Origin of the sequence: Leadbetterella sp. DM7 (assembly GCF_040829825.2) — a bacterium.
In the GTDB taxonomy this organism is placed as follows: domain Bacteria; phylum Bacteroidota; class Bacteroidia; order Cytophagales; family Spirosomataceae; genus Leadbetterella.
In genome coordinates, this window is sequence record NZ_JBFOLH020000013.1 from 1,976 (window position 1) to 26,257 (window position 24,282).

23 protein-coding genes are annotated in these 24,282 nt (G+C 44.9%); 3 read left to right on the top strand and 20 right to left on the bottom strand.

Annotated elements, in window-relative coordinates; genetic code table 11:
- Positions 1 to 22: 22 nt before the first annotated feature.
- The 4 genes from AB2U10_RS14045 to AB2U10_RS14060 all read right to left on the bottom strand — a co-directional run bounded on the left by AB2U10_RS14045 (position 23) and on the right by AB2U10_RS14060 (position 2,967).
- On the bottom strand, positions 23 to 529 hold the full coding sequence (locus tag AB2U10_RS14045; RefSeq protein WP_367916106.1) for a PH domain-containing protein: 507 nt from the start codon (positions 527 to 529) through the stop codon (positions 23 to 25).
- A 2-nt stretch (positions 530 to 531) separates the two neighbouring features.
- Positions 532 to 1,389: an RHS repeat-associated core domain-containing protein gene (locus AB2U10_RS14050; protein WP_367916105.1), complete on the bottom strand. Its 858-nt coding sequence runs from the start codon at positions 1,387 to 1,389 to the stop codon at positions 532 to 534.
- Positions 1,390 to 1,529: 140 nt separating this feature from the next.
- Positions 1,530 to 2,141 carry a hypothetical protein gene (locus tag AB2U10_RS14055; RefSeq protein WP_367916104.1) on the bottom strand — a complete coding sequence of 204 codons (612 nt, stop codon included), beginning with the start codon at positions 2,139 to 2,141 and terminating at the stop codon, positions 1,530 to 1,532.
- A gap of 520 nt (positions 2,142 to 2,661) precedes the next feature.
- The gene (locus tag AB2U10_RS14060) at positions 2,662 to 2,967 is read right to left on the bottom strand and encodes an RHS repeat-associated core domain-containing protein (protein ID WP_367916102.1); all 306 of its coding nucleotides are present in this window, start codon (positions 2,965 to 2,967) and stop codon (positions 2,662 to 2,664) included.
- A 227-nt stretch (positions 2,968 to 3,194) separates the two neighbouring features.
- On the opposite strand from AB2U10_RS14060, the gene AB2U10_RS14065 reads away from it, so the two are divergent.
- On the top strand, positions 3,195 to 3,437 hold the full coding sequence (locus tag AB2U10_RS14065) for a helix-turn-helix domain-containing protein (protein ID WP_367916101.1): 243 nt from the start codon (positions 3,195 to 3,197) through the stop codon (positions 3,435 to 3,437).
- A 31-nt stretch (positions 3,438 to 3,468) separates the two neighbouring features.
- On the opposite strand, the gene AB2U10_RS14070 is transcribed toward AB2U10_RS14065, so the two are convergent.
- The 15 genes from AB2U10_RS14070 to AB2U10_RS14140 all read right to left on the bottom strand — a co-directional run bounded on the left by AB2U10_RS14070 (position 3,469) and on the right by AB2U10_RS14140 (position 21,350).
- Positions 3,469 to 3,825, bottom strand: coding sequence for a hypothetical protein (locus AB2U10_RS14070; RefSeq protein ID WP_367916100.1), 357 nt, complete (start codon positions 3,823 to 3,825; stop codon positions 3,469 to 3,471).
- The gene (locus AB2U10_RS14075; protein ID WP_367916099.1) at positions 3,822 to 4,808 is read right to left on the bottom strand and encodes an RHS repeat domain-containing protein; all 987 of its coding nucleotides are present in this window, start codon (positions 4,806 to 4,808) and stop codon (positions 3,822 to 3,824) included. Before AB2U10_RS14075 ends, AB2U10_RS14070 begins: the two co-directional genes overlap by 4 nt.
- 100 nt (positions 4,809 to 4,908) lie before the next feature.
- A complete protein-coding gene (locus AB2U10_RS14080; RefSeq protein ID WP_367916098.1) occupies positions 4,909 to 5,391 on the bottom strand; it encodes a hypothetical protein in 483 nt (160 codons plus the stop codon).
- Positions 5,348 to 5,758, bottom strand: coding sequence for a hypothetical protein (locus AB2U10_RS14085; RefSeq protein ID WP_367916097.1), 411 nt, complete (start codon positions 5,756 to 5,758; stop codon positions 5,348 to 5,350). Before AB2U10_RS14085 ends, AB2U10_RS14080 begins: the two co-directional genes overlap by 44 nt.
- 94 nt (positions 5,759 to 5,852) lie before the next feature.
- A complete protein-coding gene (locus tag AB2U10_RS14090) occupies positions 5,853 to 6,362 on the bottom strand; it encodes a PH domain-containing protein (protein WP_367916096.1) in 510 nt (169 codons plus the stop codon).
- Positions 6,363 to 6,366: 4 nt separating this feature from the next.
- Entirely contained in the window at positions 6,367 to 6,714 is a 348-nt protein-coding gene (locus AB2U10_RS14095) for a hypothetical protein (protein WP_367916095.1), read from the bottom strand.
- Between the two features lie 292 nt (positions 6,715 to 7,006).
- Positions 7,007 to 7,357 carry a hypothetical protein gene (locus AB2U10_RS14100; protein WP_367916094.1) on the bottom strand — a complete coding sequence of 117 codons (351 nt, stop codon included), beginning with the start codon at positions 7,355 to 7,357 and terminating at the stop codon, positions 7,007 to 7,009.
- A gap of 12 nt (positions 7,358 to 7,369) precedes the next feature.
- Positions 7,370 to 8,044: a hypothetical protein gene (locus tag AB2U10_RS14105; RefSeq protein WP_367916093.1), complete on the bottom strand. Its 675-nt coding sequence runs from the start codon at positions 8,042 to 8,044 to the stop codon at positions 7,370 to 7,372.
- A gap of 262 nt (positions 8,045 to 8,306) precedes the next feature.
- Complete coding sequence (locus tag AB2U10_RS14110; RefSeq protein ID WP_367916092.1) at positions 8,307 to 8,621, bottom strand: hypothetical protein; 315 nt, start codon at positions 8,619 to 8,621, stop codon at positions 8,307 to 8,309.
- 5 nt (positions 8,622 to 8,626) lie between these two features.
- Complete coding sequence (locus tag AB2U10_RS14115; protein WP_367916091.1) at positions 8,627 to 10,507, bottom strand: RHS repeat domain-containing protein; 1,881 nt, start codon at positions 10,505 to 10,507, stop codon at positions 8,627 to 8,629.
- A 30-nt stretch (positions 10,508 to 10,537) separates the two neighbouring features.
- On the bottom strand, positions 10,538 to 16,993 hold the full coding sequence (locus AB2U10_RS14120) for a DUF6443 domain-containing protein (RefSeq protein WP_367916090.1): 6,456 nt from the start codon (positions 16,991 to 16,993) through the stop codon (positions 10,538 to 10,540).
- Positions 16,990 to 17,961: a Kelch repeat-containing protein gene (locus AB2U10_RS14125; RefSeq protein WP_367916089.1), complete on the bottom strand. Its 972-nt coding sequence runs from the start codon at positions 17,959 to 17,961 to the stop codon at positions 16,990 to 16,992. Before AB2U10_RS14125 ends, AB2U10_RS14120 begins: the two co-directional genes overlap by 4 nt.
- Positions 17,962 to 18,435: 474 nt before the next feature.
- Entirely contained in the window at positions 18,436 to 19,758 is a 1,323-nt protein-coding gene (dgt, locus tag AB2U10_RS14130; protein ID WP_367916088.1) for a dGTP triphosphohydrolase, read from the bottom strand.
- Complete coding sequence (locus AB2U10_RS14135) at positions 19,755 to 20,420, bottom strand: TVP38/TMEM64 family protein (RefSeq protein WP_367916087.1); 666 nt, start codon at positions 20,418 to 20,420, stop codon at positions 19,755 to 19,757. The genes dgt and AB2U10_RS14135 overlap by 4 nt, the downstream gene beginning before the upstream one ends.
- Complete coding sequence (locus tag AB2U10_RS14140) at positions 20,421 to 21,350, bottom strand: GDP-L-fucose synthase family protein (RefSeq protein ID WP_367916086.1); 930 nt, start codon at positions 21,348 to 21,350, stop codon at positions 20,421 to 20,423. It lies immediately after the preceding gene.
- Between the two features lie 102 nt (positions 21,351 to 21,452).
- Here AB2U10_RS14140 and AB2U10_RS14145 point away from each other — a divergent pair, with 102 nt between their 5' ends.
- Both AB2U10_RS14145 and AB2U10_RS14150 read left to right on the top strand, forming a co-directional pair.
- Entirely contained in the window at positions 21,453 to 22,418 is a 966-nt protein-coding gene (locus AB2U10_RS14145) for a toxin-antitoxin system YwqK family antitoxin (protein ID WP_367916085.1), read from the top strand.
- Positions 22,419 to 22,510: 92 nt separating this feature from the next.
- Entirely contained in the window at positions 22,511 to 23,692 is a 1,182-nt protein-coding gene (locus tag AB2U10_RS14150; protein ID WP_367916084.1) for a TlpA family protein disulfide reductase, read from the top strand.
- Between the two features lie 107 nt (positions 23,693 to 23,799).
- Here AB2U10_RS14150 and AB2U10_RS14155 read toward each other — a convergent pair whose 3' ends face one another.
- Positions 23,800 to 24,219, bottom strand: a complete 420-nt coding sequence (locus AB2U10_RS14155) for a nucleoside-diphosphate kinase (RefSeq protein ID WP_367916083.1) — start codon at positions 24,217 to 24,219, stop codon at positions 23,800 to 23,802.
- Positions 24,220 to 24,282: the final 63 nt, after the last annotated feature.

Sequence of the window (24,282 nt, forward strand, 5' to 3'; positions counted from 1 at the left end):
CCGGTACTTTCTTTAAAAGGCCCTACCAAATAGCCGGATAAAACCGCTTTTTAAGTGTTATTTTACTTTTGTCAATGGGTAAATCCAGATTAGGAAGTATCAGGCTGGTAAAGTAAAATTTCTCCCCGTTTTTCAATTCTACCAATGAATAATGATATTCATCCCACGGAAACCATGTGGTCCGGTTTTCTGCTTTAGGGTAGGTCTTAAAATCCTTTACAGACTCTATATCTGACATGGTAAAAGTTACGTCACGATCTTTGTCGCTTACTCGTAATTGCTTTTTCGATTCTTCGTAATATACCACCATATTTTTGTTGGTAGAATAATAGTTAAAATGCATAAGAGCAGCAGGAGTAACGAGTAAAACAAGTCCCCATAATCCTCCGGTCATAGATGCCTCCCAGTCAACATAACCTTTTCTAAAATAGCTAATAATAGGCATCCCTACTGCTGTGAGCACTATATATAGTAAAATGCTCTTCAAAAAACGATAATGAGTTTGTGCTTTAATTTTATAAATTTCCATATTTACTTGAAGTTAAGCCATGAGCTCGTTAAGGTTCTTTTAAATTGATCATAACTATTCCTTATTTCTTTTCTCGTTGGTTTTGTCCCGTCATAAACCTTTTCTAGTCCGGTAAGGCCAGCTCCTAATAATGCTCCATAAGGACCACTCACGTACGAAGCTACTAACCACGAACTTCCTGTACTTAACACTCTGTAACCTAACCTAGATGCACTTATTGAGCCTTCATTATACGATGGAATATCAAAAGCCAATAATGATCCAACAGAAAGCATAGTACCTACATTAGACGCATTTTTCCCAAGTTTACCTATTTTTGTTAGATTCGTTAGCGGCTTACTCGCTTCAGTCATTGGTTGGTTTCCAAAAAGTGAGAAGTTTCGTCCTGTAAGTTTATAGTTCCCTTCTATACCCCTTCTGAAACCCTCCTTATAGAGGTCAGCACTCTTATTTTCTCCCAACGCCCAGAAAACCTCACCAGCAAAACCTAAACCAGTTCCTATATCACCAATAGGTAAAGACTGCATTTTATTCAGATTGTTCTTCTTCTTGTCATCGTCATCTCCACCTTTTTGCCCTCTAACCCCATCCATAAACGCTGCAATCTCCTCAGGGATATCCGTTGTTACCCGGTTTCCCTCATTCACCCACATACCGTTAGGGTCCGTCAGCGAAAGAGGATTATTCAGTACATAATTATACCCCGAATATCCATAATACAGCTCACCTGCAGGGTCGTTTCGGTCCCACCTCCCAATCGTCGGATTATACACTCTGGCCCCAAAGTCTACCCTGTTCAGGTTAAAGGTCATTTCCTTTTCCTTCCCTTGCAACTCAAACAGGTTCTCGAAGCTGTTCACACTTCCTGTACCATTTAAACGCGCACCTCACGGGTCAAAGTTACTGCCCACAAACGAACTACTCTGCGTTTGCTAAGTGCTGTATTTCTAGGATACTTTAAAAATAAGAGCAACTCATTTTTGGATCGCCCCTTGCATTTTTATGGATTTACAAACCCAAATTTTATTTTAATAACTTTGTTTTGTTGCAAATCACACTCTAAAAAGTATTCAGGCATATTATAATTACGCAAAAAGGCAGAGTTAGGGTCACTGATTTGATAGATTATCTTATTGCCCTGTTTTGTATAGTCCTTTCCTTTTATCCTTTCAACGTCCACCAATGATAAGCCCAAGCGTAAACCGCTTTCAGTTGCAAATTCTTTGTAATTGCTCTGTGAATAGGATTCTATTTTTTTATCAAAATATCCAACTTCAAAACAGCTAAACTCATTGGCTGTGTTTCCTTCATATTGGTATGCAAACAAGTATTCACTTTTTGACATATTACAAAACGCAATTATTGGGCTTTCTCTTACAAATTCAATTAATTTTAATGTGTTTACATTTTGATAAAATTCTTGCAAAGAGCGGTCATTGTTCAACAGCAATTTTCTGTTTATTGAACTATCAGGAACAAACGTATTTGTATGGATTACTCCTCCCACATTTTCAACACTCTTGCTTTTGTTATTATCGCCTTTACACCCGCAGAAAAGACAAAGGCAAATGATTAGTACATTACTCACCATTAGATTTAATTTTTTTGCCATATCCATTATTGTTAGGATTGTTTAGAATATTAACATTTAAGGGCACATTTTTTTGTCTTGATAAAGCATTTTGGGCCATATCTCTGAAATTAATTAATCCCGTTTTACCGCAAGTCAAACCTATACAACCCTGTGTTCCAAAGTACTTTCCTCCGTCTGGGTGAATACGAAGTAGAGTTCTTCCTGTTTTTAAATTTAGGGGCAAGATTTAAACTAAATCCGACTCCTTCCTTTGTCATTCCTTCGTTATACCAACCGGACGGACTTCTATCCTGTAATGTATTTACTAAATAATCTCCACTTTCAGGCGAACCATTGCCCCAAGGCCCTCCAACAGCATCAAAACGTGCTCTTGTAAATTCTTTACCTCCTGCAACTTGGATTATAGTAAGTTGCCCGTCTGCTTGTTTTGGGTTTTAGAATTTGCTTCGCCGGTAAATGTCATTCGTACTTCTGCGACACCTAAATCATTAGATTTTGCTTGAAGTTCAATATAATGTTTTTCGCTTAAAGTTCCACCCTAATTAACGTTTTTGTTTTCAAATCTTGCACGGTATTTACTTTCTAACTGATACACTTTCCCGTCGTCTTTCCCACCATCTCCTAAATAATTTCCATCCGCATCTATCATAATAATTGGGTTGTTCAATGTATAGCTAAAAGTGGAATAGGAATAATACTCCTCCGCCAATGGATCCACCCAATCCCATCTCCCAATGGTGGGATTATACACCCTTGCTCCAAAATTAACCCTGTTCAGGTTAAAGGTCATTTCTTTTTCCTTTCCTTGCAACTCCCACTTGTTCGGGTCTGTGCAACCCTCCAATCACTTTTTCAGGCTCTTAACCCAAAGAACTTTACGCCTGTATGCTCAAGATACTTTTTCCCTTTCATTCGGCCGGCGTTCAGTTGAAAAAAAAATAAGGGCAGTGTATTTTAGTTTCACTCAGCTTCGGGAGAGATTATTTTACCGGCAGCCCGAAGGGTTTAGCCTAGGCATCCTGGAAAAGGATATTTTACCTTAGAGCACTTAAAAAAATCTTGCATTCCATTATGGGCAAGTATGAACGTGATGAAGTAAAACCCACAATTGAGGTGGTCAAAAAACTGGCCGATGTGCTGGATACCACCGTAGGCTATCTGCTCGGTGAGACCGAAGACAGGGAACTCTTAAAAGACCCCTCCATGATGAAGCGACTCAATGATATTGCCCGGTTTTCTGAACAGGATAAGCAGCATATACTCTATGCCCTGGATGCTATGATTAATAACGTAAAACTTAAAGCTATTCAATAAAAAACGCCCTCCGGAGAGGGCGTTTTACATTTCATTTAACTTTTTCCATTTTTACATTTGGGAATTCTTTTATCCATAATTGCTCTAGAAGAACTTCTTTTCGTAACGGTTCAAAATAGTCGACAATCAAGTACATACATTTCTTCCCTTTAGAATTTGTAGCAAAAAAAACCTCTAGATTATCCTGCATTACATCAAATTCTAACTCATTCCTAACCTTTTCTAAGGAGTTAGAATCTAAGTTCTTCCTAAATTTCAAAAGGTTTTCATCGGTAAAAACAAAACCAAAAGAATAATAAATATCTACTAAGTTTTCATTAGTTAACTTTTCTAGCTTTGCTGCCATTGGATTGGCTCCTTTACTAAACAACTTCCTTAGTAGTTTCATTGCTTTTCTTCTATTTTAGTTTTAACCATATTATAGGAGCTTTCTCCTGCTTTTGCTCCAATTATACCACCACCAATACTTCCTAAAACACCACCAATAACTGCACCGGGTAATGCCCCGGCCCCTCCAAACCAAACTCCAATAGCTGCTCCTGCTTGAGCCCCAATTTCGCCCCCGGCAACAGCTCCCAATAATGCACCTCCCTCTGTTGCAACAGCCTGAGGCTTATTTTCTGCAACAGACACATTATATACAGAGAAACCAACCGCGGTCACTCCCGCAGCCTTACCTGCAACTCCAAGTTTGCCTACCATAGAATTAACTCCTGCATTCGTTTTGTTAGCAGTTCCCCCTACACGAGAACTTTCCCCCGAACTAGGTCTCATTCGTTCTGCTACCTCTCTCATAACAGCAGGTGTTTTCTCTCTAGCTTCCATTTTTGCCTGCGTTCTCCCTTGAGAGTTCGTCTTATCCATATTTGAAACATTCTGAACATACTCCTTTCTAACTTGTTCAGATTTAACCAAAGTATGTGATGTAGAAGCTGCTACCGATTGAGTAGCCCTATTTGCATCTGATCCACTAATAGCACTTTTAATCCAATCCCAGGCCTTTTTGTAAATTGGTTCATCCAAAGCCCCTGTAGGATCAATGCGATTAACGGGGTTATTGCTGTTATAATTATAGGGTGTAAGAGAATATCTTTCTTCTGCCAGTGGATCGACCCGGTCGAAGCGCCCGATGGTCGGATTATACGCCCTCGCCCCAAAGTCTACCCTGTTCAGGTTAAAGGTACTCTCCTTCTCCTTACCCTGCAACTCCCACCTATTCTGGAAGCTGTTCACCACACCCGTACCATTCAGCCGCACACCCCAGGGATCAAAATCCGTTCTGGCCGTCTGAATCACACCCGTTGGGCCCTCCTTAAAACTCACCCGCGCGTTCCCCAGGTGATCCTTGTAATCAAATTCCAGCTTCCACACTCCCGACTCATTGATCGCTCTTCCGTCAGGAACGGAGACCTGCTAGGGTTGGCCCTTTTTAAACACAATAAGTAATTATATTTAATTTTAAAGGCACTTTCTATAGTTTTTCCAAATAAAAGGCTTTCCCTTGCTTTGCTATTTTAAATTTGGCATTGGATTTATCAACCTTAAAAGTTTTCAAATTAGTAGCAAATACAACTCCTTGTAATTCTTTGCTTGGATTAGAAAACCATTCTTTTTGATAAACAACTTTCCCTCTGTTGAGAAAAATTACCCTATCTGCAATATCTGTAAACTGTTTAAAATCAAACCCTAAACTCTTATTTATATCTTCTAATGAGTTTGATCCCGAAAAATAATACATCGTATCCCATTCAAACTTCATAATTTTTGAAAAATCGACTACACAATCATCCCTTTGTTCTGAACATTTTTCAAATTCATTTGCTAAAATGTTATCAAAATCATTTTGATTAGAACAAGCATTGAAAAGTACTACGAAACTCAATATAAGTATGTTTCTATATTTCATAATTCTACCATTTTGGGCCTCTTTCCCAAGTTCGGGCTTCTTTTTCATCCTTATCATCTATAATTTCTTGCTCAGCCGCTGTTCTTCCGTTCCGATTAAGTCCTTTGAAAATTTCTTTTAATTGCTCATATTTTTTAGAAGATAGTCTGGTTCTTGATACATTCCAATTTCCATCTTTATCTTTTGTTGCAGTATAAAGACCATTATTTCTAAATTCATCGAGAACTAAATTTGCTAAGTTGTCCATACTTGCGCCTGAATTAGCACTACCAATGCCTCTTCCAATAATATTGTTTAATAAATCAACTGTTTGATCTGCATCCGTAAGGTTTTTAAAACTTCTACCCGATAAATCTGTAAATGGATTTTCTTCATGTGCATTTCCCGCTTCTTTCGCTACATTACTTCCAAACAATGTCAAGCTTAAAGCTATGCAATAAAAACGCTCTCTTCGAAGAGCATTTTTATTGAATAAACCTGTATTAATCCGGTACTTTCTTTAAAAGGCCCTACCAAATAGCCGGATAAAACCGCTTTTTAAGTGTTATTTTACTTTTGTCAATGGGTAAATCCAGATTAGGAAGTATCAGGCTGGTAAAGTAAAATTTCTCCCCATTTCTAAGTTCTACTAAAGAGTAATGGTAATCATCCCACGGCATCCATGTAGTTCGATTTTCGGCTTTAGGGTAGGTTTTGTATTCTGTTACCTTCGTAATGTCCTGCATAGTAAATGTTACATCTCTCTTTGTGTCTGCTACCCTAAGTTGCTTCTTGGCTTCTTCATAGTAAACTACCATATTCTTGTTTTCAAAGTAGTAATTTAAATGAATGAGTAGTTTGGGGATAAAGAGAAGTAATACTCCCCAAACCCCAATAGAATATGCTATATCTATATCAAAAGAACCTCGTTTTAGATACAAAATTAAAGGAACTCCTATGATTACAGGAATCACCACATAAAGCAAAGTACTTAGCAAAAATCTAAAATGAGTATTTATTGTAACTCTGTAAGTATTCATATTTTTATTTAAACTTCACCCATGAACTTGTTAATGTTCTTTTGAACTGCCCGTAGCTGTTTACTATTTCTTTTCTTACAGGCTCTGTAGCATCATAAGCTTTTTCTAATCCTGTAAAACCTACACTCACCAATGCTCCATATGGGCCTCCAAAAGATGAGGCGACGCTAATGGAGCCAAAAGTCCCCACGCTTCGATAAGCTAAACGAGTTCCACTTAATGACCCCTCACTATATGCAACAACATCAGTTAGCGTGGAGATGACCGATAGACCAGTTCCTAAAGAGGACGCAAACTTTCCGAACTTAGCAAATTTATCTAACCTCGTAATTGGCTTGGTAGCATCAGTCATGGGTTGGTAAAGACTGCATTTTATTCAGATTGTTCTTCTTGTCATCGTCATCTCCACCTTTTTGCCCTCTAACCCCATCCATAAACGCTGCAATCTCCTCAGGGATATCGGTTGTCACCCGGTTTCCATCATTCACCCACATACCGTTAGGAAAGAGGATTATTCAGTACATAATTATAACCCGAATATCCGTAGTACCCCTCAGCTACCGGAAGGTAGCTTTTCCCTACAATTTCTGCGTAATTGTTTATTAATCATGTGATTAGTTCTATGGGGCATCTTGCGGGAGCGTCTAAATAAGCTTTAATCTAATACTTAAGTCCTCTGGAAGTTCAATTTGTGAGGTTTGTTCAGTACCCCGTACTAACAATATAATTTTTTTTATATCATCTCTACCCTGCTTGACCGAATACCCTTCCTGAATATCTATAAACTCATGTTTAATAGCATCTGTATAAAAATCAAGTAAATTGTAAATCAGCTTAAAAGAACCTCTGCTAAAATTTATACCATATTTAAAAGCTAGTTCATTCAAAAGAGTATCAATGTCAAAATCATAATCTTTCTTACCTTTCACAAAGTCTTCCGACCAACTTAGAGTAGATTCCAAAATTGTCAATAGTTCTTCTTTAAAAAGTTTCATACAAATATCCATTTAGAAACGTTTTCCAAAATTACCGTTATCTCCCGGTTTTGTTTGCCAAGGACGATGTCGTCCAATGCCTCCCGGCCCTCTCCTGTGATAATGTAGTCCATTACGTAAGTCAAGATCAATTCTAAAGTTTTTACCTGTTTTGAAAAGCGTTGTCCCCCGCAAAGTAGTGTTAGAAAGTACACGTACATTCCCTATTCCAACTCCAGCTCCCGTTGATATATTTCGGATAGCTGCCGCTTCTCCAACTTTTTCACTTCCGTATCCTATGTCGTATGCCATTTCTCCCAGAGTCATGCCGGGAATACCCTCTATATAATTCTCCACAGCCATACCCATATTAGCTCTCATAAAAGTCCCTTGAGCATTTGGCGCTGTCATTTGCATCATATTTACAAACCCTTGCCCCAAATCAGACCAACCCTCAGCTGTAGTTAAACTACCTAAAAATTGCCCCGTTTGTTGTAAACCTCCGTAAACACCCATACCAAAAGCTATATTGGCGGGCATCCCTGATGCCACTGTCCTGGTAGTAATACCACCGGTTTTCTTCTTGTCCTTATCTTTATCTCCTCCGTTCCCTCTAACCCCATCCATAAACGCTGCAATCTCCTCAGGGATATCGGTTGTCACCCGGTTTCCATCATTCACCCACATACCGTTAGGATCCGTCAGCAAAAGGAGTTATTACTATGAAAATATATAGCGTGAGTTCGACCCTTTTTCCGACATCGGATCCACACAATCAAACATCAGGGAGAACTGATTGGTCTTTTATCTTCCCATAGAACGTTTACAGTTCCGTAATTGGTAAACCAAGTGTCACTAGTTATTTAGCTCCTTAATTATCATAATGACGGCTATGCTAATTGAAATGAGGCCGGCTCTCGGTACCGGACTTTTATAGACATACTAATTATGTCATCCCCATGCATTTTTATTAGTTGTCTAAACGAGAAATCGGGCTTTGCTCTTGTAACTTCTTTTTCGTTTCTATTATCTTTTGCTTCAACTCTTGCACAGTAGAAAAAGCTCGTGCATCTAATTTATGGTCTTCCTCATACTGGGAGAACCTACTGGATACATTACTTAATTCTGCAAAGGTTTGCTGCTCTACGTCTGAAAGGGTTTCATTACTAATTTCTAAATCGTATGAATAATAGAATTCATCGCAAAATGTTGGTTCATCAATCTTGCCTGACAAATATTGGTCAATAAGCCAATACAATCTTCGTTTATCACTCTTTTCGTACATATTCGTTAGGGTTTTATCGGGCTGTATTTAAAATGCCAAATCGAATTGGTTGCTTTATCGTAGAGAACTTCAAGATTGTACGCCTTCCCATTTTTAAACATTTCAATGGTGTGCATTAAAGCTCTAGAGCCTTTGGGGTCTGCTAATCCTTCTGAATCTTTAATAGCTTGTTCCAAAATTTGAACAGGAACCGATCTACCAGGGTTTGCCATGTGTTCAGCCGCCCTTGAACTAAAGTTAAATAATTCTTTTCCCCTCTCAGCTCCTGCAGCTAATTTAAGTAAACTCGCCGCTCCTTTTACCCCTCCTATTAAATCAGGACTACCAATGACTGTATAATCTACTTTTACAGGATTGCCCTCTATGTCATATACAATATTACCCTCTTTTCTCCCATTAATGTAATAATTTAATTTCTCCCAAAAACCCGTTAATGCTTCTAGCTTAGGAGCTGAACGTAATATTTCTTCATTCATCTCCGCTATAGATTCTCGGCTTACAAGAGATTTAGTTACACCGGTTTTCTTTTTGTCCTTATCTTTATCTCCTCCGTTCCCTCTAACCCCATCCATAAACGCTGCAATCTCCTCAGGGATATCGGTTGTCACCCGGTTTCCATCATTCACCCACATACCGTTAGGGTCCGTCAGCGAAAGAGGATTATTCAGCACATAATTATACCCCGAATACCCGTAATACAGCTCAGCCGCAGGGTCGTTTCGATCCCACCGCCCAATCGTCGGATTATACACTCTGGCCCCAAAGTCTACCCTGTTCAGGTTAAAGGTACTCTCCTTCTCCTTACCCTGCAACTCCCAACGGTTCTGATACGCATTCACAATCCCCGTACCATTCAGCCGCACACCCCAGGGATCAAAATCCGTTCTCGCCGTCTGTACCACACCCGATGAGCCCTCCTTAAAACTCACCCGCGTATTCCCCAGGTGATCCTTGTAATCAAATTCCAGCTTCCACACTCCCGACTCATTGATCGCTCTTCCGTCAGGAACGGATACCTGGTAGGGTTGACCGTTTCTAAAAACAAGCGGAACGCCGCCCGACCCATCTACATATTCCCAGTATTCACCTGTACTATACTCGGTTTTAAGGAGCTGCCCGTCACCGTCATACGTATATTTGATCCACCTTCCTCCACTTAACGTAATTTCTTCCGGTAAATTTAAATATGTATTGTAAACAATATTGGTGATCTGTTCATTTTCGTCACTCTTCAGCGCTCCGTTGGCATAATACGTATACCCTCCGCTACCCCGCTTCACAAAGTCTACTTCGTTATTGCCGCTCACCCCATCATTGACCGATGTCAGGCGGTTTCCTGAATACGTATAGCTCAGGTTATCCATCAGCCCGAAAGAACCGCCCGTTTTCCCATTGCGCTGAAGCTGGGTGATATTGCCGTTTTTACTGTAATTGATATTCGGAATGCTGTAGTTCTCGCTGCCGATGCCGCTGTAGGTGGCCGTCTTTAACCGCGACTGCGTATCATACGTGTATGTATAGCTCCTTATCCCTACAGGCGTAGTGCCGTTCACATGATTCCACGACTGCTTCCCGATATTGCCGCCCCACTGCCCGGCCGTTTCGTACTCCAGCTTATAGCTGAACAGGTCTTTCGCCGTGCCGTCGGGAACCGGGCTCCCCGAGCCGTTCAGGTTAATGCCCAAAAGACCGCCACGGATATGCCATGTGTAATCAATGATCTGCATATACGTTTCTGCAGTGGAGTTCATTAAGGGCCCACCCTTACCCGGTTTAAGCGTATCTGCGGGAGTACTCCTGGCAGAAATCTTTTCCGGTTCCTGTGCTGATAACCTTCCCCATTGAAGGAGTAACAGGGTAATATATATAATCTGTTTTGTGTTCATTGTTATTCTGTTTTATAGTAGCCCGTTGTTTTATCGCATGATGACCACTTTGGTACTTTTACTGTACAACCCCTTGTTCAAACTGACCAGGTAGGTACCATCAGGGAATGACGAGCTGTTCACCGGGTATGTATTTTCACCGGGCCGGAGATCTACCCTGCCCGAGTAAATGACCCTCCCCTTCATATCCGTAATGCTTAATAGCACATCTTTTACAGCCTGAATTGAGCTGACCCGTAGATCAAAGCGGTCACCTGCCGGGTTAGGGAATAGCTTGATGCCGCTTTCAGTCCATTCCGTATTCCCCGTAAACCCGGCTGCCATTCTTGCGCCCTGGTTTTGCTGGAAGAAATCTTCACCGTTTTCTGACACGTACGAATACCCCGGTGGCACCGCAAACACCGATGGCGTAGCCGGTGGTACCAGGCCGCCATAATCGCTGTACTGCCATTCAAAGCAGCTTACCAGGGATGAATAGCCCGGATCATTCAGCGTAACATCCGAACGGCTGAGCATTTCAGACGCCCTTACTATGAACCTCTCCGGGCTCGTGCCGATTCTTTGTATCAGCCACCACTTGTTATGGAAATACCGGGCAATCAGCGGGTGGTTGGTTACCGTCCACGTGCCCATCGTCAGGCCGTCGGTCAGAACAGCACAGGGACCCGAAGGCACACCCGTAACCGTAATGGATACCGAAGCGCTGGTGGTACAGGACGACCCCTGGCAGGTAACAGAGTAGGTTACCGGGCTGGCGGTAGCCGTCACCGTAATGCTGTTCGTAGTGGCGTTGGTACTCCATTTGGGGCTTCCCGTGCTGCAGCTGGTGCTTAACGTGACCTGCTGATTAACCGCCGGCGACGTCACGCTGGCTACAATAGCTGCAGGAGTAGAACACGGAACGCTTGAATTGGCCTGGAAGAATTCTTCGCCGTTTTCTGACACATACGAATACCCCGATGGCACTGCAAACACCGATGGCGTGGCCGGTGGTACCAGGCCGCCGTAATCGCTGTACTGCCATTCAAAGCAGCTTACCAGGGATGAATAGCCCGGATTATTCAGCGTAACATCCGAACGGCCGAGCATTTCAGACGCCCTTACAATGAACCTCTCCGGGCTCGTGCCGATTCTTTGTATCAGCCACCACTTGTTATGGAAATACCGGGCAATCAGCGGGTGGTTGGTTACCGTCCACGTGCCCATCGTCAGGCCGTCGGTCAGAACAGCACAGGGGCCCGAAGGCACACCCGTAACCGTAATGGATACCGAAGCACTGGTGGTACAGGACGACCCCTGGCAGGTAACAGAGTAGGTTACCGGGCTGGCGGTAGCCGTCACCGTAATGCTGTTCGTAGTGGCGTTGGTGCTCCATTTGGGGCTTCCCGTGCTGCAGCTGGTGCTTAAGGTGACCTGCTGATTAACCGCCGGCGACGTCACACTGGCTACAATAGCTGCAGGAGTAGAACACGGAACGCTTGAATTGGCCTCAAAAAAATCTTCACTGTTCTCCGATACATAAGAATACCCTGAAGGTACGGGAAACACCGACGGTGTGGCCGGAGGCATCAGGCCGCCGTAATCGCTGTACTTCCATTCAAAACAATTGACCAGGGAAGAATAGCCCGGATTATTCAGCGTAACATCTGAACGGCTGAGCATTTCAGAGCCCCGTACCACAAACCTCTCGGGACTGGTGCCGATTTTTTGTATCAGCCACCATTTGTTATGGAAGTAGCGGGCAATCAGCGGGTGGCCGGTTACCGTCCACGTGCCCATCACCAGTCCGTCAGTCAGCACATCGCAGGGGTCTGCCGGTGGTGTGGTACCTGCTCCTGTATATTTCTTCTGCTTCAGACGCCCGATCTCATCATAATCGTAATGTATAATATCTGAAGGCTCGGCATTGATGCCCACACCTGAGCGGGTGATCCTGCCGGCATGGTCATATTGCGATTTGTTCTTAACTTCTATGGTTCCGGTGGTAAACGGATACCGGATGTTCTCGCTGGTTACCTCACCGGCAAAATTATACTCGTAATTCCGGATAATGACATTCGTGGTTCCGCTGGTACTCAGCTGATGCGTAGCCTGCTTTTGTATAAGCCGGTTCAGGTCATCGTAGTAGAATACTTCCGTATACCATTTCGAATTATCACGTGAATCGCGCTTTTTAACCCCGGCGAGCAATCCTTTAACCTGGGTTTTCTGCGTATGGTAGCTGCCATTGGAGTTAAATGCAAAAGCAGTACCCGCAAATGAATACGTATCATAAAAATTGTACTTAAAGGCCTGATTCGCGGCGGGCCTTACCGTTGAAGGGAAGCTGAGGCCGTAATAGGTGTCACCGCTTAAGGTTTCGTGGTAAACCGTATGCGCATCAAACAAAGCCTGGGCACTTTCACGGGTAATGTTGTTCCCGGTTTCTCCCGTGGCCACCTCTCTGTCTAAAGCATCGTATTCTTTAAAGCTCCATCTGTTATTGACTTTTTGAAGAGGATTTTGTTGCATCACTACCCGGTCAATTTTATCGTATACCATCTCCGTCCACCCTTCTCCCGGTACATGCTTCCGGATCAGCCTTCCTTTCCCGTCATACTCATAAAAAAACACATACCGGCTGAAATTTTCACTGTTATACGTGATAGAGGCATTCAGGGCATATCCCTCCGGCTGAATGACCGCTTTCAGCCGGCCGGCTTCATCGTATACATAAGAAGTGACAATATCCTGCCCGATATTTCTTCTCTCTACCAGGCGGTTTTCCGAATCCAGTATCCGGGTTTCTCCATTTTCCTGTTCATCGGTTACCAGTGTTTTAGATAAGCTTAATGCCGGGTAAAATGTATACGTAAGATTACCTGAGGCATCTGTCTTGTACTGCCGTACATCAGATGATACCGGCGCAGGATACGTTCTTATGCTTTTTGTATTACTAAACCAGCTCTGCCCGGCATTGTATTTAACAATCTCCCGGTTTAAAGAAGAATTATCATAGCTGGTCACTTCTGAAAACGGTCTTGTATCGGCATAGAAATTAGCAGCAAGCGCTTCCGGGTTAGACTGGTATGCTCCTGCAGAAGCAGATGCCGGTGCCGTTAAAAACTGTTTATAAGGCCTGCGGTAGTTGTCATATTGAACCGCACTTGTGATCACATCTTTATTCAAAGGGCTATTCCCTTTTGCCACCGTTTGCAGGGCCTGCCCCAAGCCTCCTATGTAATTATACTCTATTACGGCATTCCCTGAATTATTCAGCACATTGGTGTCTGTAGCAGCTACCCGCGGCGCATAGCTTATGATATGGTTTTTAGTTCCATTCGGCTGAAAATACCGGTATCGCCAATGGCCCGTGAGATTTCCTGAAATGTTGCGGGTAGAGCTCAGCCGGCCCAGCTTATCGTAATCAAAATACCCGGTATTTTTTTCGGGAGTAGTCAAAGAAGCCAGGCCGTATACCGGGTGAAACGTCTGTAAAGTAAGGGCTGCCGGGCTCAGTGCCGGCTGTGTTGCCAGGTTATTCAGGTGGCTTCTGAGGGTAGCTTCATTGGTAAGATTAAAAATGGAGGTAAAGCTTTGTCCGATTCCGCTTAAAGCGGTGTTTAAATCGCTCCGGGTAGCATTATTTGCCTGTGCCACTACAAACTGCCCTTTATACCCCCACAGCAGGGCCAGGGTACTGGTACCGTGCCAGGTAATTTCTTCCGGGTTTCCATACGTATTATAATGCGTATAATCAAGTATTTCGCGGTACCCTGCCGGAGCCGTAGAATTAGAGGCCGCGGAGTAAGCACCGGGACCGGGTGAGGCCATCCGGAACAGCTTATACGGCACGATCAGGCTGGATTTCCGGTTGTTTCCCGTGGCCGTTTTAAACGTGCTGATGGTAGCATCATACAGCTGATCTGCCTGACCCTGCCTGACCAGGTATTGAAGACTTTCAATACGCGTATTTACCCGGTTGCTGTCAATCATAGCCTGGTATACCGGGTGAATAGTACCTGTATAATCATTAGGGTATTTATTAACTACTTTGCGGTAGCTCCCGTCACTGAGAGAGGTTTTGGTTTGGGTAACCTGCTGGTGTACCGGGTTATCATAGAGGTACTCTGTGGAGGTGGCAGCCATGAACTCACCCGTATGCGTAAAGGTGGAGTCCGTTCTTTTCTGAAGGCGCGGCCATACCGAGCTGATAGTATATTTCTTTAATGCATATATGGGATAATCTACATTGTTCACTTTCTCCCACCATAAAAGTTCGTTATGGTAAGCATACGTTTTATATGCAGTAGGTGATGTCTCTAAATCATATTGAAGAGCATATTGGTTTTTTTCAACAAGAGATTTGATACCCGGAAGGTTGTTGAAATGAATGGTTTTCAAAGGAAGCCCTCTCAGGAAGCTGAAATCATCTGCAGGTCCAAAAAATTGCGGCTGCCCTTGACTTATAGTGAATCCGGTCTGGACTGTAAATCCATAATTATCTACCCCTCCTGGTGTTTCACCCCCAAATGCCGAAAAATAATATCTTTTGTAAACTGCACTATTTTTTAACTCTGTAATATTATTATAAATGACAGGAGCCCGAGACATCAGGTTGAGAGGCTCTGAAGAATAATATTTTCCCGCAAACCCATTAATCGATAATTCGAAAAAAGAAGGAGAAAGATTTAAAATACTTCCACTGGAATTTGTAGGGCTCTGAAAATTGTTAATAGTATAGGATATTATTTCTTCCGGAGAATCTATAGGGTTATTGATTATCTGGCTCACCCGTATTCCTCCTGCAGTTAAAGGAGTCCCGCCATATCCATGGGGAACCATCTTTTTCACCTTAACCGTAAAATCTATCCGGGAAGTCTGGCTCTTAACTATGTTCCTGCATTGTTCTGTGGGAAATTCATAATCATTTGCGTCATGCCACCCTGCCGACAGCCATACAACCTTGTGCTCTTCCATACATTGATGAGGTTTCGGATCTGGTACAGGGGTGTAAGCAACATCTATGACAGCCTCTGTAGATTGAGCCAGGTAAAAGCTGGTATTTTCCAGCAAACGCCAGCTTGAATTCTCATACGACCACTGGAACAAATAGGTCTGGGTTTGTTCAACATTTTCCACATAGGCATTCCCATTTAAATAGCTGTAAGTATTGGCGGCATAGCTGATCGTTGAAGTACCGCCCGTAGGATACGTTATTTTATTCAACGCAAATGTTCTGGCATAGGTAAAATCAGGATTCCTGTTGGCATCAATTTCAGCAATCATAGAGGTGGAGTTAGGCTTACCATTATAATACCCCCATTTGTCAATGGAACGGATGCTCTTAGGATACAAAGAGAGTTCATCATAGTAATCAAACAAATACGGTTTTGCCGACTGGGTTGCGCTTTTTTCAGTAATACTCTTTAGCAGATGGCGGTGTGTTTCATTACTGTATGTAAATTCAAATCTTTTTTGCTCTGATGTTTTATCGCTCAGAATGATCCTGTCCAGGCTCCTGAAATAACGGGTCCCCGATCCGGAAGGAGGCGGGCCCTGTTTGCTTGTATATTCAAAATTTACATTCCACAGGCTTCCTTCAATACTGCTGAGGTGCACTTCAAACGTTTTGTTTTGAACTATCCGCATAGCATTGGGGATTTCAGGTGTTTTAAGAATTCTTTTTTCCGATATGCTTTCGGAAATATTGGTCTCATCCCCACCCCGCCGGATATAATTGAAAGTGATAATCTCCCCGTTGATGCCGATAACCTTACTCAGGTACCATGAGGTGATCTGGTTGGAACTGGGATGATCTGTACCCGCTCCACCGGTTCCGGTTACCCTGCTTAGCTCTATATCCTGGAAAACATAGGTTACGCCATCGTCTGTCTTAACAATAAACCTCGCCAATTGCTTGTGGGGGATACTGAAAGGGTACCCGGGCGGGTTGGTGCCGGAAGACTCATAGAATATCTTAAACGGCTTCTTTTCTTTCAGGTGAATCTGGCCGTCATTTCCGAAGAAAAAGGTTCCGGAATACCCCATAAAGTTAAACGTAAATAGATCAGGGCTGCCATCATAAATACCGTAAGACAAATCATTTATTAGCTGGTTGCTAGGCCCATTTGATGAATATAACTGTCCCACGTTCATAAAGCCACTGGGGTGTTCATCAGGCATCCCGTTAATATTCCGAGTAATTACTCCCCCGGCCAGCAGGTTCCACCCTATTCCCAATACGCCCCCCGGATCAGACGGGCGATACCCGGAATAATTGTAAGCCAGGGAAATATCTAAATTCAGCGATTGCTCTTTCAGGCTGAAAAGCGGAACAGAGGTAGAAGCGGCCCCTGAAGATAAACTAGCGTTAACATTTCCGTACACGCCTAAAGATGCTGCCTGCGGCGACGGGTTAATAAAATTGGGTTGATGGTTATATTGCTGTCCGTATATATTGATTAAACAAAACAGTAAGGTGAGTGTAGTAATGAAAGATCTCATTTTTTTTCTAAGGGAATGATTTTCGCAATAAGTACATTATTCTTCTCCGTGTGCATTTGAAGGTAGAGTACACCTTCTTCGTAAAAAACAGAATTGCAGTCGCGCGGGTTGATCAGCTTATTCGGAAACACCCGGTTCCATTTCTGCTTCTCCAGGTTAAAAATCCAGAAAAACGGCTCAATATCAGTGGTAAAGTTTTCCCCACCCCACAGCCAAAGCTCACCGTCACTCACCCAGCTATGTGCATCTAACCTTAACCCGGGCGACAGTTCTTTTTCATTGATTTCCATTTTCTCCCATTGCGCCTCTTTCAGATTATACTTCCACATATCTTTAAAGGGATTTATGTTATATCCTCCGTACAGATACAGGGTATTCTCATACATCCAGGTAACGGCCCTGCTCCCGGGTTCGGGCGTTTGCCTGGTACGTAAAAGTGTCCACCGGTTACTTTTTTTATCCAGCTGCCAGAAGTCATTCAGAAAGATAAATTCACCGGTTTCCGGGTGAATATACTCGCCACCGAACATCCACAGGAAAGAGGCGTTTTCCCAGGTAGCGGCGTTCAGCCGGAAGGGAGGATTCTCGCCGACGGAGGAGCTTTCTTTTTTGGCAGCGCTGGTGACATCCAGGGAAACCACTTTCCCGGTTTTATTCCTGCGGTCATCTTCCAGGAAATAAATAAATCCGTCTTGTGTCCAGGAAACCGTACCCGGGCTCACCTCGATATTTTCATACCGTTTCATGGTTTTTGACCGCACATCCAGCTTCCCCAGCTTATTGTCGCGGTCAGAAACAATAACCGAGTTATCCATAAACCGGGAATAAAAATGTTTTCCCGGGTTGTCGTTGGTAAATATCACGGGGGCTTTCTGCTCATAATCGGTTTCTATGATTATTCGCTGTGCCCGGGCCTGATATACACAGCCCAGCAACAGGCACCATTTTAAAATTGTTGTACGATACATAAATTCATATTCTATTATTCATAAATTGATTTGATAACTTCCAGGCGCCTCATTCAGGGCGGGGCCTTTAACATAACTGCAGGATTATGCATAATTATACTCTTTGCAGCTGGTCTGTCAGGCTTCTGATCCTGAAACAGCCTTTTTAATGGGAAACCCGGTTTCATTGTATTGCCCGCCTGTATAGCGGATGTCCGGAATAACATTCGTCCGGAGGAAAAAATAAGGCCGGAGCCTGAAAGAAGTTGTAATAGTTGCATTCCGCCTGTTTATGCTTCAAAGGGTATTGAGGGCGAAAATAAACAGGGAAAAATAAATTAAAAAGAGGAAAATCAGCACAACTATAAAATTGGGTGAAAACACCCTCCACCCTATCCGTATTTCTACGTAATCTTAGGGGTAGTAAAATCCCTTAAAGCAGGAATAACCCTATTTTCAGGGTTTAAAGCATGTATGGTCTCAGGATTGGCTGTCTCAGAATATCCCCCTGATCTTCTTATACAGATCCATCGCAAAGTCATCTGTCATCTGCGAAATATGGTCTGCTATCCGCTGCAGGTTGACGTAATTGTCCTCTGCCGGCACCACCGCTACCGGCAGCAGCCGCAGCACCTTTTTCGACCGCTCGGAAGCTGGTGCCAGCAAGGCATTGGCAAAATCTTCCAGCAGCCCGTAAATCACATGATGCCCCGCCAGCTCTTTCTCAATCACCGAATGATGATTGTAGATCCGTTTTACAGAAAAGTCGGTTACCCGCCGGAGTTGCTGCTGCAGGGGCTCATCCAGCAGGTCGATCAGTGAATGGTCCAGGTCGCCGTTCAGCAGAGCCGGCTCATGCGCAAGAAAGGCCTCTGTGCAAAGCCGGGTAAGGTGGTTGATAAGCAGCGCCCGCAGAAGGGAGAGCTTTTGTTCTTCATCGGCAATGCTCTTCAGCTTTTTTTCCAGGTAGTCTTCCTGGGCGCTGCCGTTCAGCAAGGGCTGCAACAGCTCCAGAACTTCCCGGAACCCCACTACCTTCAGCTTAAAGGCATCTTCGAGGTCAATTACCCGGTAGCAGATGTCATCGGCCGCCTCTACCAGGTACACAAAAGGGTGACGCACATAGCCTGTCTCTTTTTCCGGGATGCCCAGCCCGGCAGCAATCTCCCGGAAAAACGGGGCTTCGGAATGCATGAAGCCGGACTTCTTCGTGGCCAGCCGGGTCTTATCAAACCCCTGCAACGAATCAGCCGGGTATTTCACCACCGAAGCCAGCGTGGTATAGGTCAGCTTCAGGCCTGCCTTCACAAAGAGCGTGGTCAGGATCCGGAAGGCATTGGCGTTTCCTTCAAACCGGGTAAAGTCTCTTTGCTGCTGCGGGTTCAGCCCCAGGTCTCCGTTCCGGGCAAAAAAATCTTCAAAAAAAGCACGGATGGCCTCCTCGCCGAAGTGCCCGAACGGCGGGTTCCCGATATCGTGGGCGAGGCAGGCCGTCTGGATCACATCCGACAGCTCAAAACGGTAAAAATCGTCACTTGCCTTGCTGAATGTCCCTTTGTATTTTTCCGCAATTTTCTCACCGGCCAGCTTGCCCAGGCTTCGGCCCACCGAGGCCACCTCCAGGCTGTGTGTCAACCGGTTGTGCACAAAAAAAGCGCCGGGAAGCGGAAAAACCTGTGTCTTGTTCTGCAGCTTCCGGAAAGGGGATGAAAAGATCACCCGGTCGTAATCACGGATGTAATCGCCCCGGCCGCTCTCGGTTTGTACAGGCGAGCTGCTCGCCAGCCGTTTATTGGAGTATAATTGTTCCCAGTTCATCGGAATGCTTTCTTTAAAACAAAAAATAACCCGGCCAGCGAGGCCAGCACCAGTCCGCTGATGAGCCACTGGCTCAGCGAAGACCCCTCCGGGTTTTCTATCAGCTCCTGCAGGCCACGCGCCTGCGTACCTGCATATACGGCCAGAACGGTCCGCGGGATCATCCCCAGGAAACCGCCCAGCACAATATTCCGGAAGGCAGCCCCCGAAGCCGCAAAAATGAGATTAGTGACTGCAAACGGGAACAGCGGCGACAGCTTGGTAAAGAAGATGATCTTCAGCTCTTCCTGCCTGATCCGGCTCAGCACAGCCGAACGTTTGGGGTTATCCCGCAACCAGCTTTCTATCCGCGAAAGATTCAGCCGGCGGCTTAACCCGTAAATCAGCACAATGGCCAGCACATTGATCATGATCAGTAACGGAAGCGCCGCCCAGCCCAGGAAATAGCCCATCACAATAGCCAGGAAGGTAGGCGGAATCACCGCTATCCCGCACAACACCGCCAGCACAAAAGAAAAAAGAATCCATTGCCCCACGCCCAGCTCACCCAGGCTGGCCTGGTGCGCATAAAGCAGGTAGGTCAGGAAAGAGGAGCTCAGCAAGGGCAGCAGGGTAAAAACCAAAAAGCTGCCGGCACCTGCATATCGGGTTACCTTCCCCACTCAGGAATGCTGCGCTTTATATTCGTCATAGACCATGGCTATTCCTTCTTTCAGGTCAATCTTATGCTTCCAGCCCAGGCCGTGCAGCTTGCTCACGTCCATCAGCTTGCGGGGCGTACCGTCAGGCTTATCCGTATTCCATACGATCTCGCCTTCGTAGCCGGTTTCGGCCTTAATGGTCTCGGCCAGCTCTTTAATGGTGATATCCACCCCTGTTCCGATATTCACCAGGGTACTGTCGTTATAGGTTTCCATCAGGTATACACAGGCGTCGGCCAGGTCATCGGCATGCAGGAACTCCCGCATGGGTGAGCCCGTACCCCACAGCTCTACTGCAGGCTTGCCATCACGCCTGGCCTCGTGAAACTTCCGGATCATGGCCGGCAGCACATGCGAATTATTCAGGTCGTAGTTATCGTTCGGACCGTACAGGTTGGTCGGCATGACCGAAATAAAATTGCTGCCGTACTGGTCGCGGTAGGCTTCGCACATCTTAATCCCGGCAATCTTGGCAATGGCATACGGCTCATTGGTAGGTTCCAGCAGGCCGGTCAGCAGGTAGTCCTCCTTCAGCGGCTGAGGTGCCAGCTTGGGGTAAATGCACGATGACCCCAGGAACATCAGCTTCTTCACCCCGGCCAGGTGGGAACCGTGGATCACGCTGTTCTGGATCTGGAGGTTTTCGAAAAGGAACTGTCCTTTATACGTATTGTTGGCAACGATCCCGCCTACCTTGGCAGCCGCCAGGAACACATAATCGGGCTTTTCTTCCTGCAAAAACCGCACTACCTTATCAAAATCTTTCAGGTCAAGCTCTGCCGAGCTCCTGAAAATAATGTTGTTGTATCCCAACGCCCGGAGTCTTCTCACTATGGCCGAACCTACCATACCCCGGTGGCCCGCTACGTATATTTTACCCGATTTTTCCAATTTCCTTTTAATTTATACCGTTTTAAATATAAACCACAAATTTACGACATAAGTCACTCAAATTAAAACCGGGTATTATTTTTGAGGTATCTTTGAACAGGAATGAGAATAACAGCAATCATAGCGATCCTCTTTTTCAGCCTGCAGGCAGCGGCGCAGGATGTGGTTCCTAAAGCCAAAACCAAAGAGCAACGGAAAGCCGAAAGAAAAAAAATGACACTGGAGCAAAAGATAGAAAATACGCTTCCGGTAGATGTTTCTTTGCCCTCCGCCAGCCTTAACGCCCCCGGAAGCCAGAAGATCAGCTCCCTGGAAGATGCCCGGAAATACGTCAATGAGACCGTTCCCGATTACGGGAAAAGCGTAAAAGAACGGACAAAGAAAGCGGCTAAAAGCTTAAAAAAACAGGAAGCAAAGCTCTTTGACGGCAAAAGCTACAAAGGGCTGGCCGTAGAAAAACGGATCCTGAAAAGACGTTCATCTCTCCTCTACCAGGAATTTTACGTTTTGAAAGAACACAAGGAGCCTTTGCCCTACCGCCGGGTGTTTACCTGGTTCGACGAGAAAAACAAGCGGATCTCCGAAGTCCTCTCACGAGACCCCAAAACCAACAGCCTCCTGCACGGCCCTTACCGGGAATACAGGGGCGATAACCTGGTCAGGGAAGGATATTATTACATGGGCGTAAAAGACGGGCGCTGGCTGCAATACGATAAAGATTTTACCCTCATCGACAAAGAAAACTACAACAAAGGCTTTTACGAAGAATCCCGGATCTCTTATTACGGGGCCGACAGCTCCCGCATCAGGGAGGTGGTTCCCCTCAGGTTCGGAAAAATAAGCGGCAATTATTACCGCTTCTTCGAAAACGGCGCACTGGCAGAAGAAGGCCGCTACGATGACGACAAAAAAATAGGGAAATGGGTAGAGTACTATGAGGGCAACAACCGCCGGAAAAAAGAAATCCAGTATCCCGTAAACTACTTTGATGAAACCGAGCCCTTCACGCTCATTGAATATGACGAAAAAGGGAAAATCACTTTTGAAAACAGGAAACCAGGCCGATAAAATAATCGTTAAACCCAATGGGGATGAGTTATTCGAAGCTGCCGGCGAGTTGCCTCCTGCCAGCTGTTCATCACCCGTAACATTTTTACATAATGAAAATAAAACTGCTTCTTTTTCTTTTCCTTCCTTTTCTGAGCATGGCCCAGGAAACCCTGTGGCGCCTTGAAATCCCCAGCGAGGGCGGCGCTATCCCGGTGCACCTGCTGCTGACGAACGACGGCAAAGCCTTTGCCATCAATGCCGGCGAAAAACTGGAATTTGACCGGGTATTTACCGTAGAAGACAAGCTTCACCTGAGAATGGAGCTCTACGACCTGGAGCTGATCCTGGCCATAAAAGACGGGAAGCTGAACGGGATTCTCAACAAGCGCGGAGCCGATATGCTTTACCGCCAGGTAGCTTTTACAGGCACCGCCAATGATCCTGCGCGGTTTAAGAACAGAGCTGCGGGTGCGGCACGCACCCTGGCTCCCAAATACCAGATTGCATTCAAAAACGAATCTTCAGGAAAAGAATCGCCTGCTATAGGTGTTTTCGAAGTTAATAACGGCCAGGTAAACGGCTCTTTCCTGACCAATACCGGCGACTACCGCTATTTGCAGGGAAATATATCGGGCGACAGCCTCTATCTTTCGGCGCTCGGCTCTACGGCCGTCATGTACAAAGCCCGGATCAAAGGCGACAGCCTGACCGGCGGCATCTCCTACACGCCCTTCGGAAAAGGTTCGGCATTTTCAGGCGTGAAAAATGACAGCTATGCACTGGCGGATGCCTCTAAGCTGACTTTCCTGAAAGAAGGAAACGACCGTTTCAACTTCAGCTTTAAGGATATCAACGGCACTGACGTTTCGCTCTCCGATCCCCGGTTCCGGGGAAAAGTAACCGTGGTCCAGATACTGGGTACCTGGTGCCCCAACTGCCTGGATGAAACCCGGTTTCTGACAGAATACAAAAAGGAAAACCCCGGTATCGAAATTATCGGGCTGGCTTTTGAAAGAAGCGCCGAACCTTCATTTGCCTACCCCAAAATTGCCCGTTTCATTGAACGGTTCGGGGTAGATTACCCGGTGCTTCTGGCAGGAACCACCCAGGATGCGGGTGAAAAATTACCCCAGCTGAATCACGTGATGGCCTTCCCCACCTCTATCATTGTAGACAGGAAAGGGCAGGTGCGTAAGATCCATACCGGCTTTACCGGGCCGGGCACAGGTTCTTATTACGATGAATACAGGAAAGAATTTGCCGCATTTATACAGCAGCTGCAGGCAGAATGACGGAGCTTATTTTTAACCACATAGACCCATAGCTTCTTGCCAGGTACAAGCATAAGAGAATTCACTTCTCTATAATGATTATGTTTCTATGTGGTTAAATAATAAACTTAAAACCTCTCCAGAGCGCTAAAGAAAAACGCGCTCTCCAGGGCTGCGTTTTCATCAGAATCTGATCCGTGTACGGCATTCTCTGCTTTTGATTTCGCATAAATGCTTCTTACCGTTCCTGCTTCCGCCTCTGCCGGATCGGTCGCACCGATCAGCTTCCGGAAATCGGCCACTGCATTTTCTTTTTCCAGGATGAAAGCTATGATCGGGCCTTCAGACATCATTTCGCAAAGCTCTCCGTAAAAAGGACGTTCGGAGTGAACTTCATAAAATTTGCCGGCCTGAGCACCGGTCAGGTGCAGCTTCTTAAGTGCTACGATTCTGAATCCGCCCTCTTCAATAAGTTTCAGTATTCCTCCTACGTGATTATCCGCCACTGCGTGCGGCTTGATCATGGAAAATGTTCTGTTACCTGCCATTACTATTGTTTGTTGTTAAAAAATGTCCGCAAAATTAGTACTAAAATTCATACGCGGGCCTTT

Excerpts from the sequence above, each read along its gene's own strand:
- AB2U10_RS14045 (WP_367916106.1), bottom strand. The coding sequence starts at position 529 with ATGGAAATTTATAAAATTAAAGCACAAACTCATTATCGTTTTTTGAAG.
- AB2U10_RS14055 (WP_367916104.1), bottom strand. The coding sequence starts at position 2,141 with ATGGCAAAAAAATTAAATCTAATGGTGAGTAATGTACTAATCATTTGC.
- AB2U10_RS14065 (WP_367916101.1), top strand. The coding sequence starts at position 3,195 with ATGGGCAAGTATGAACGTGATGAAGTAAAACCCACAATTGAGGTGGTC.
- AB2U10_RS14070 (WP_367916100.1), bottom strand. The coding sequence starts at position 3,825 with ATGAAACTACTAAGGAAGTTGTTTAGTAAAGGAGCCAATCCAATGGCA.
- AB2U10_RS14080 (WP_367916098.1), bottom strand. The coding sequence starts at position 5,391 with ATGAAAAAGAAGCCCGAACTTGGGAAAGAGGCCCAAAATGGTAGAATT.
- AB2U10_RS14090 (WP_367916096.1), bottom strand. The coding sequence starts at position 6,362 with ATGAATACTTACAGAGTTACAATAAATACTCATTTTAGATTTTTGCTA.
- AB2U10_RS14095 (WP_367916095.1), bottom strand. The coding sequence starts at position 6,714 with ATGACTGATGCTACCAAGCCAATTACGAGGTTAGATAAATTTGCTAAG.
- AB2U10_RS14100 (WP_367916094.1), bottom strand. The coding sequence starts at position 7,357 with ATGAAACTTTTTAAAGAAGAACTATTGACAATTTTGGAATCTACTCTA.
- AB2U10_RS14110 (WP_367916092.1), bottom strand. The coding sequence starts at position 8,621 with ATGTACGAAAAGAGTGATAAACGAAGATTGTATTGGCTTATTGACCAA.
- AB2U10_RS14115 (WP_367916091.1), bottom strand. The coding sequence starts at position 10,507 with ATGAACACAAAACAGATTATATATATTACCCTGTTACTCCTTCAATGG.
- AB2U10_RS14120 (WP_367916090.1), bottom strand. The coding sequence starts at position 16,993 with ATGAGATCTTTCATTACTACACTCACCTTACTGTTTTGTTTAATCAAT.
- AB2U10_RS14125 (WP_367916089.1), bottom strand. The coding sequence starts at position 17,961 with ATGTATCGTACAACAATTTTAAAATGGTGCCTGTTGCTGGGCTGTGTA.
- dgt (WP_367916088.1), bottom strand. The coding sequence starts at position 19,758 with ATGAACTGGGAACAATTATACTCCAATAAACGGCTGGCGAGCAGCTCG.
- AB2U10_RS14145 (WP_367916085.1), top strand. The coding sequence starts at position 21,453 with ATGAGAATAACAGCAATCATAGCGATCCTCTTTTTCAGCCTGCAGGCA.
- AB2U10_RS14150 (WP_367916084.1), top strand. The coding sequence starts at position 22,511 with ATGAAAATAAAACTGCTTCTTTTTCTTTTCCTTCCTTTTCTGAGCATG.
- AB2U10_RS14155 (WP_367916083.1), bottom strand. The coding sequence starts at position 24,219 with ATGGCAGGTAACAGAACATTTTCCATGATCAAGCCGCACGCAGTGGCG.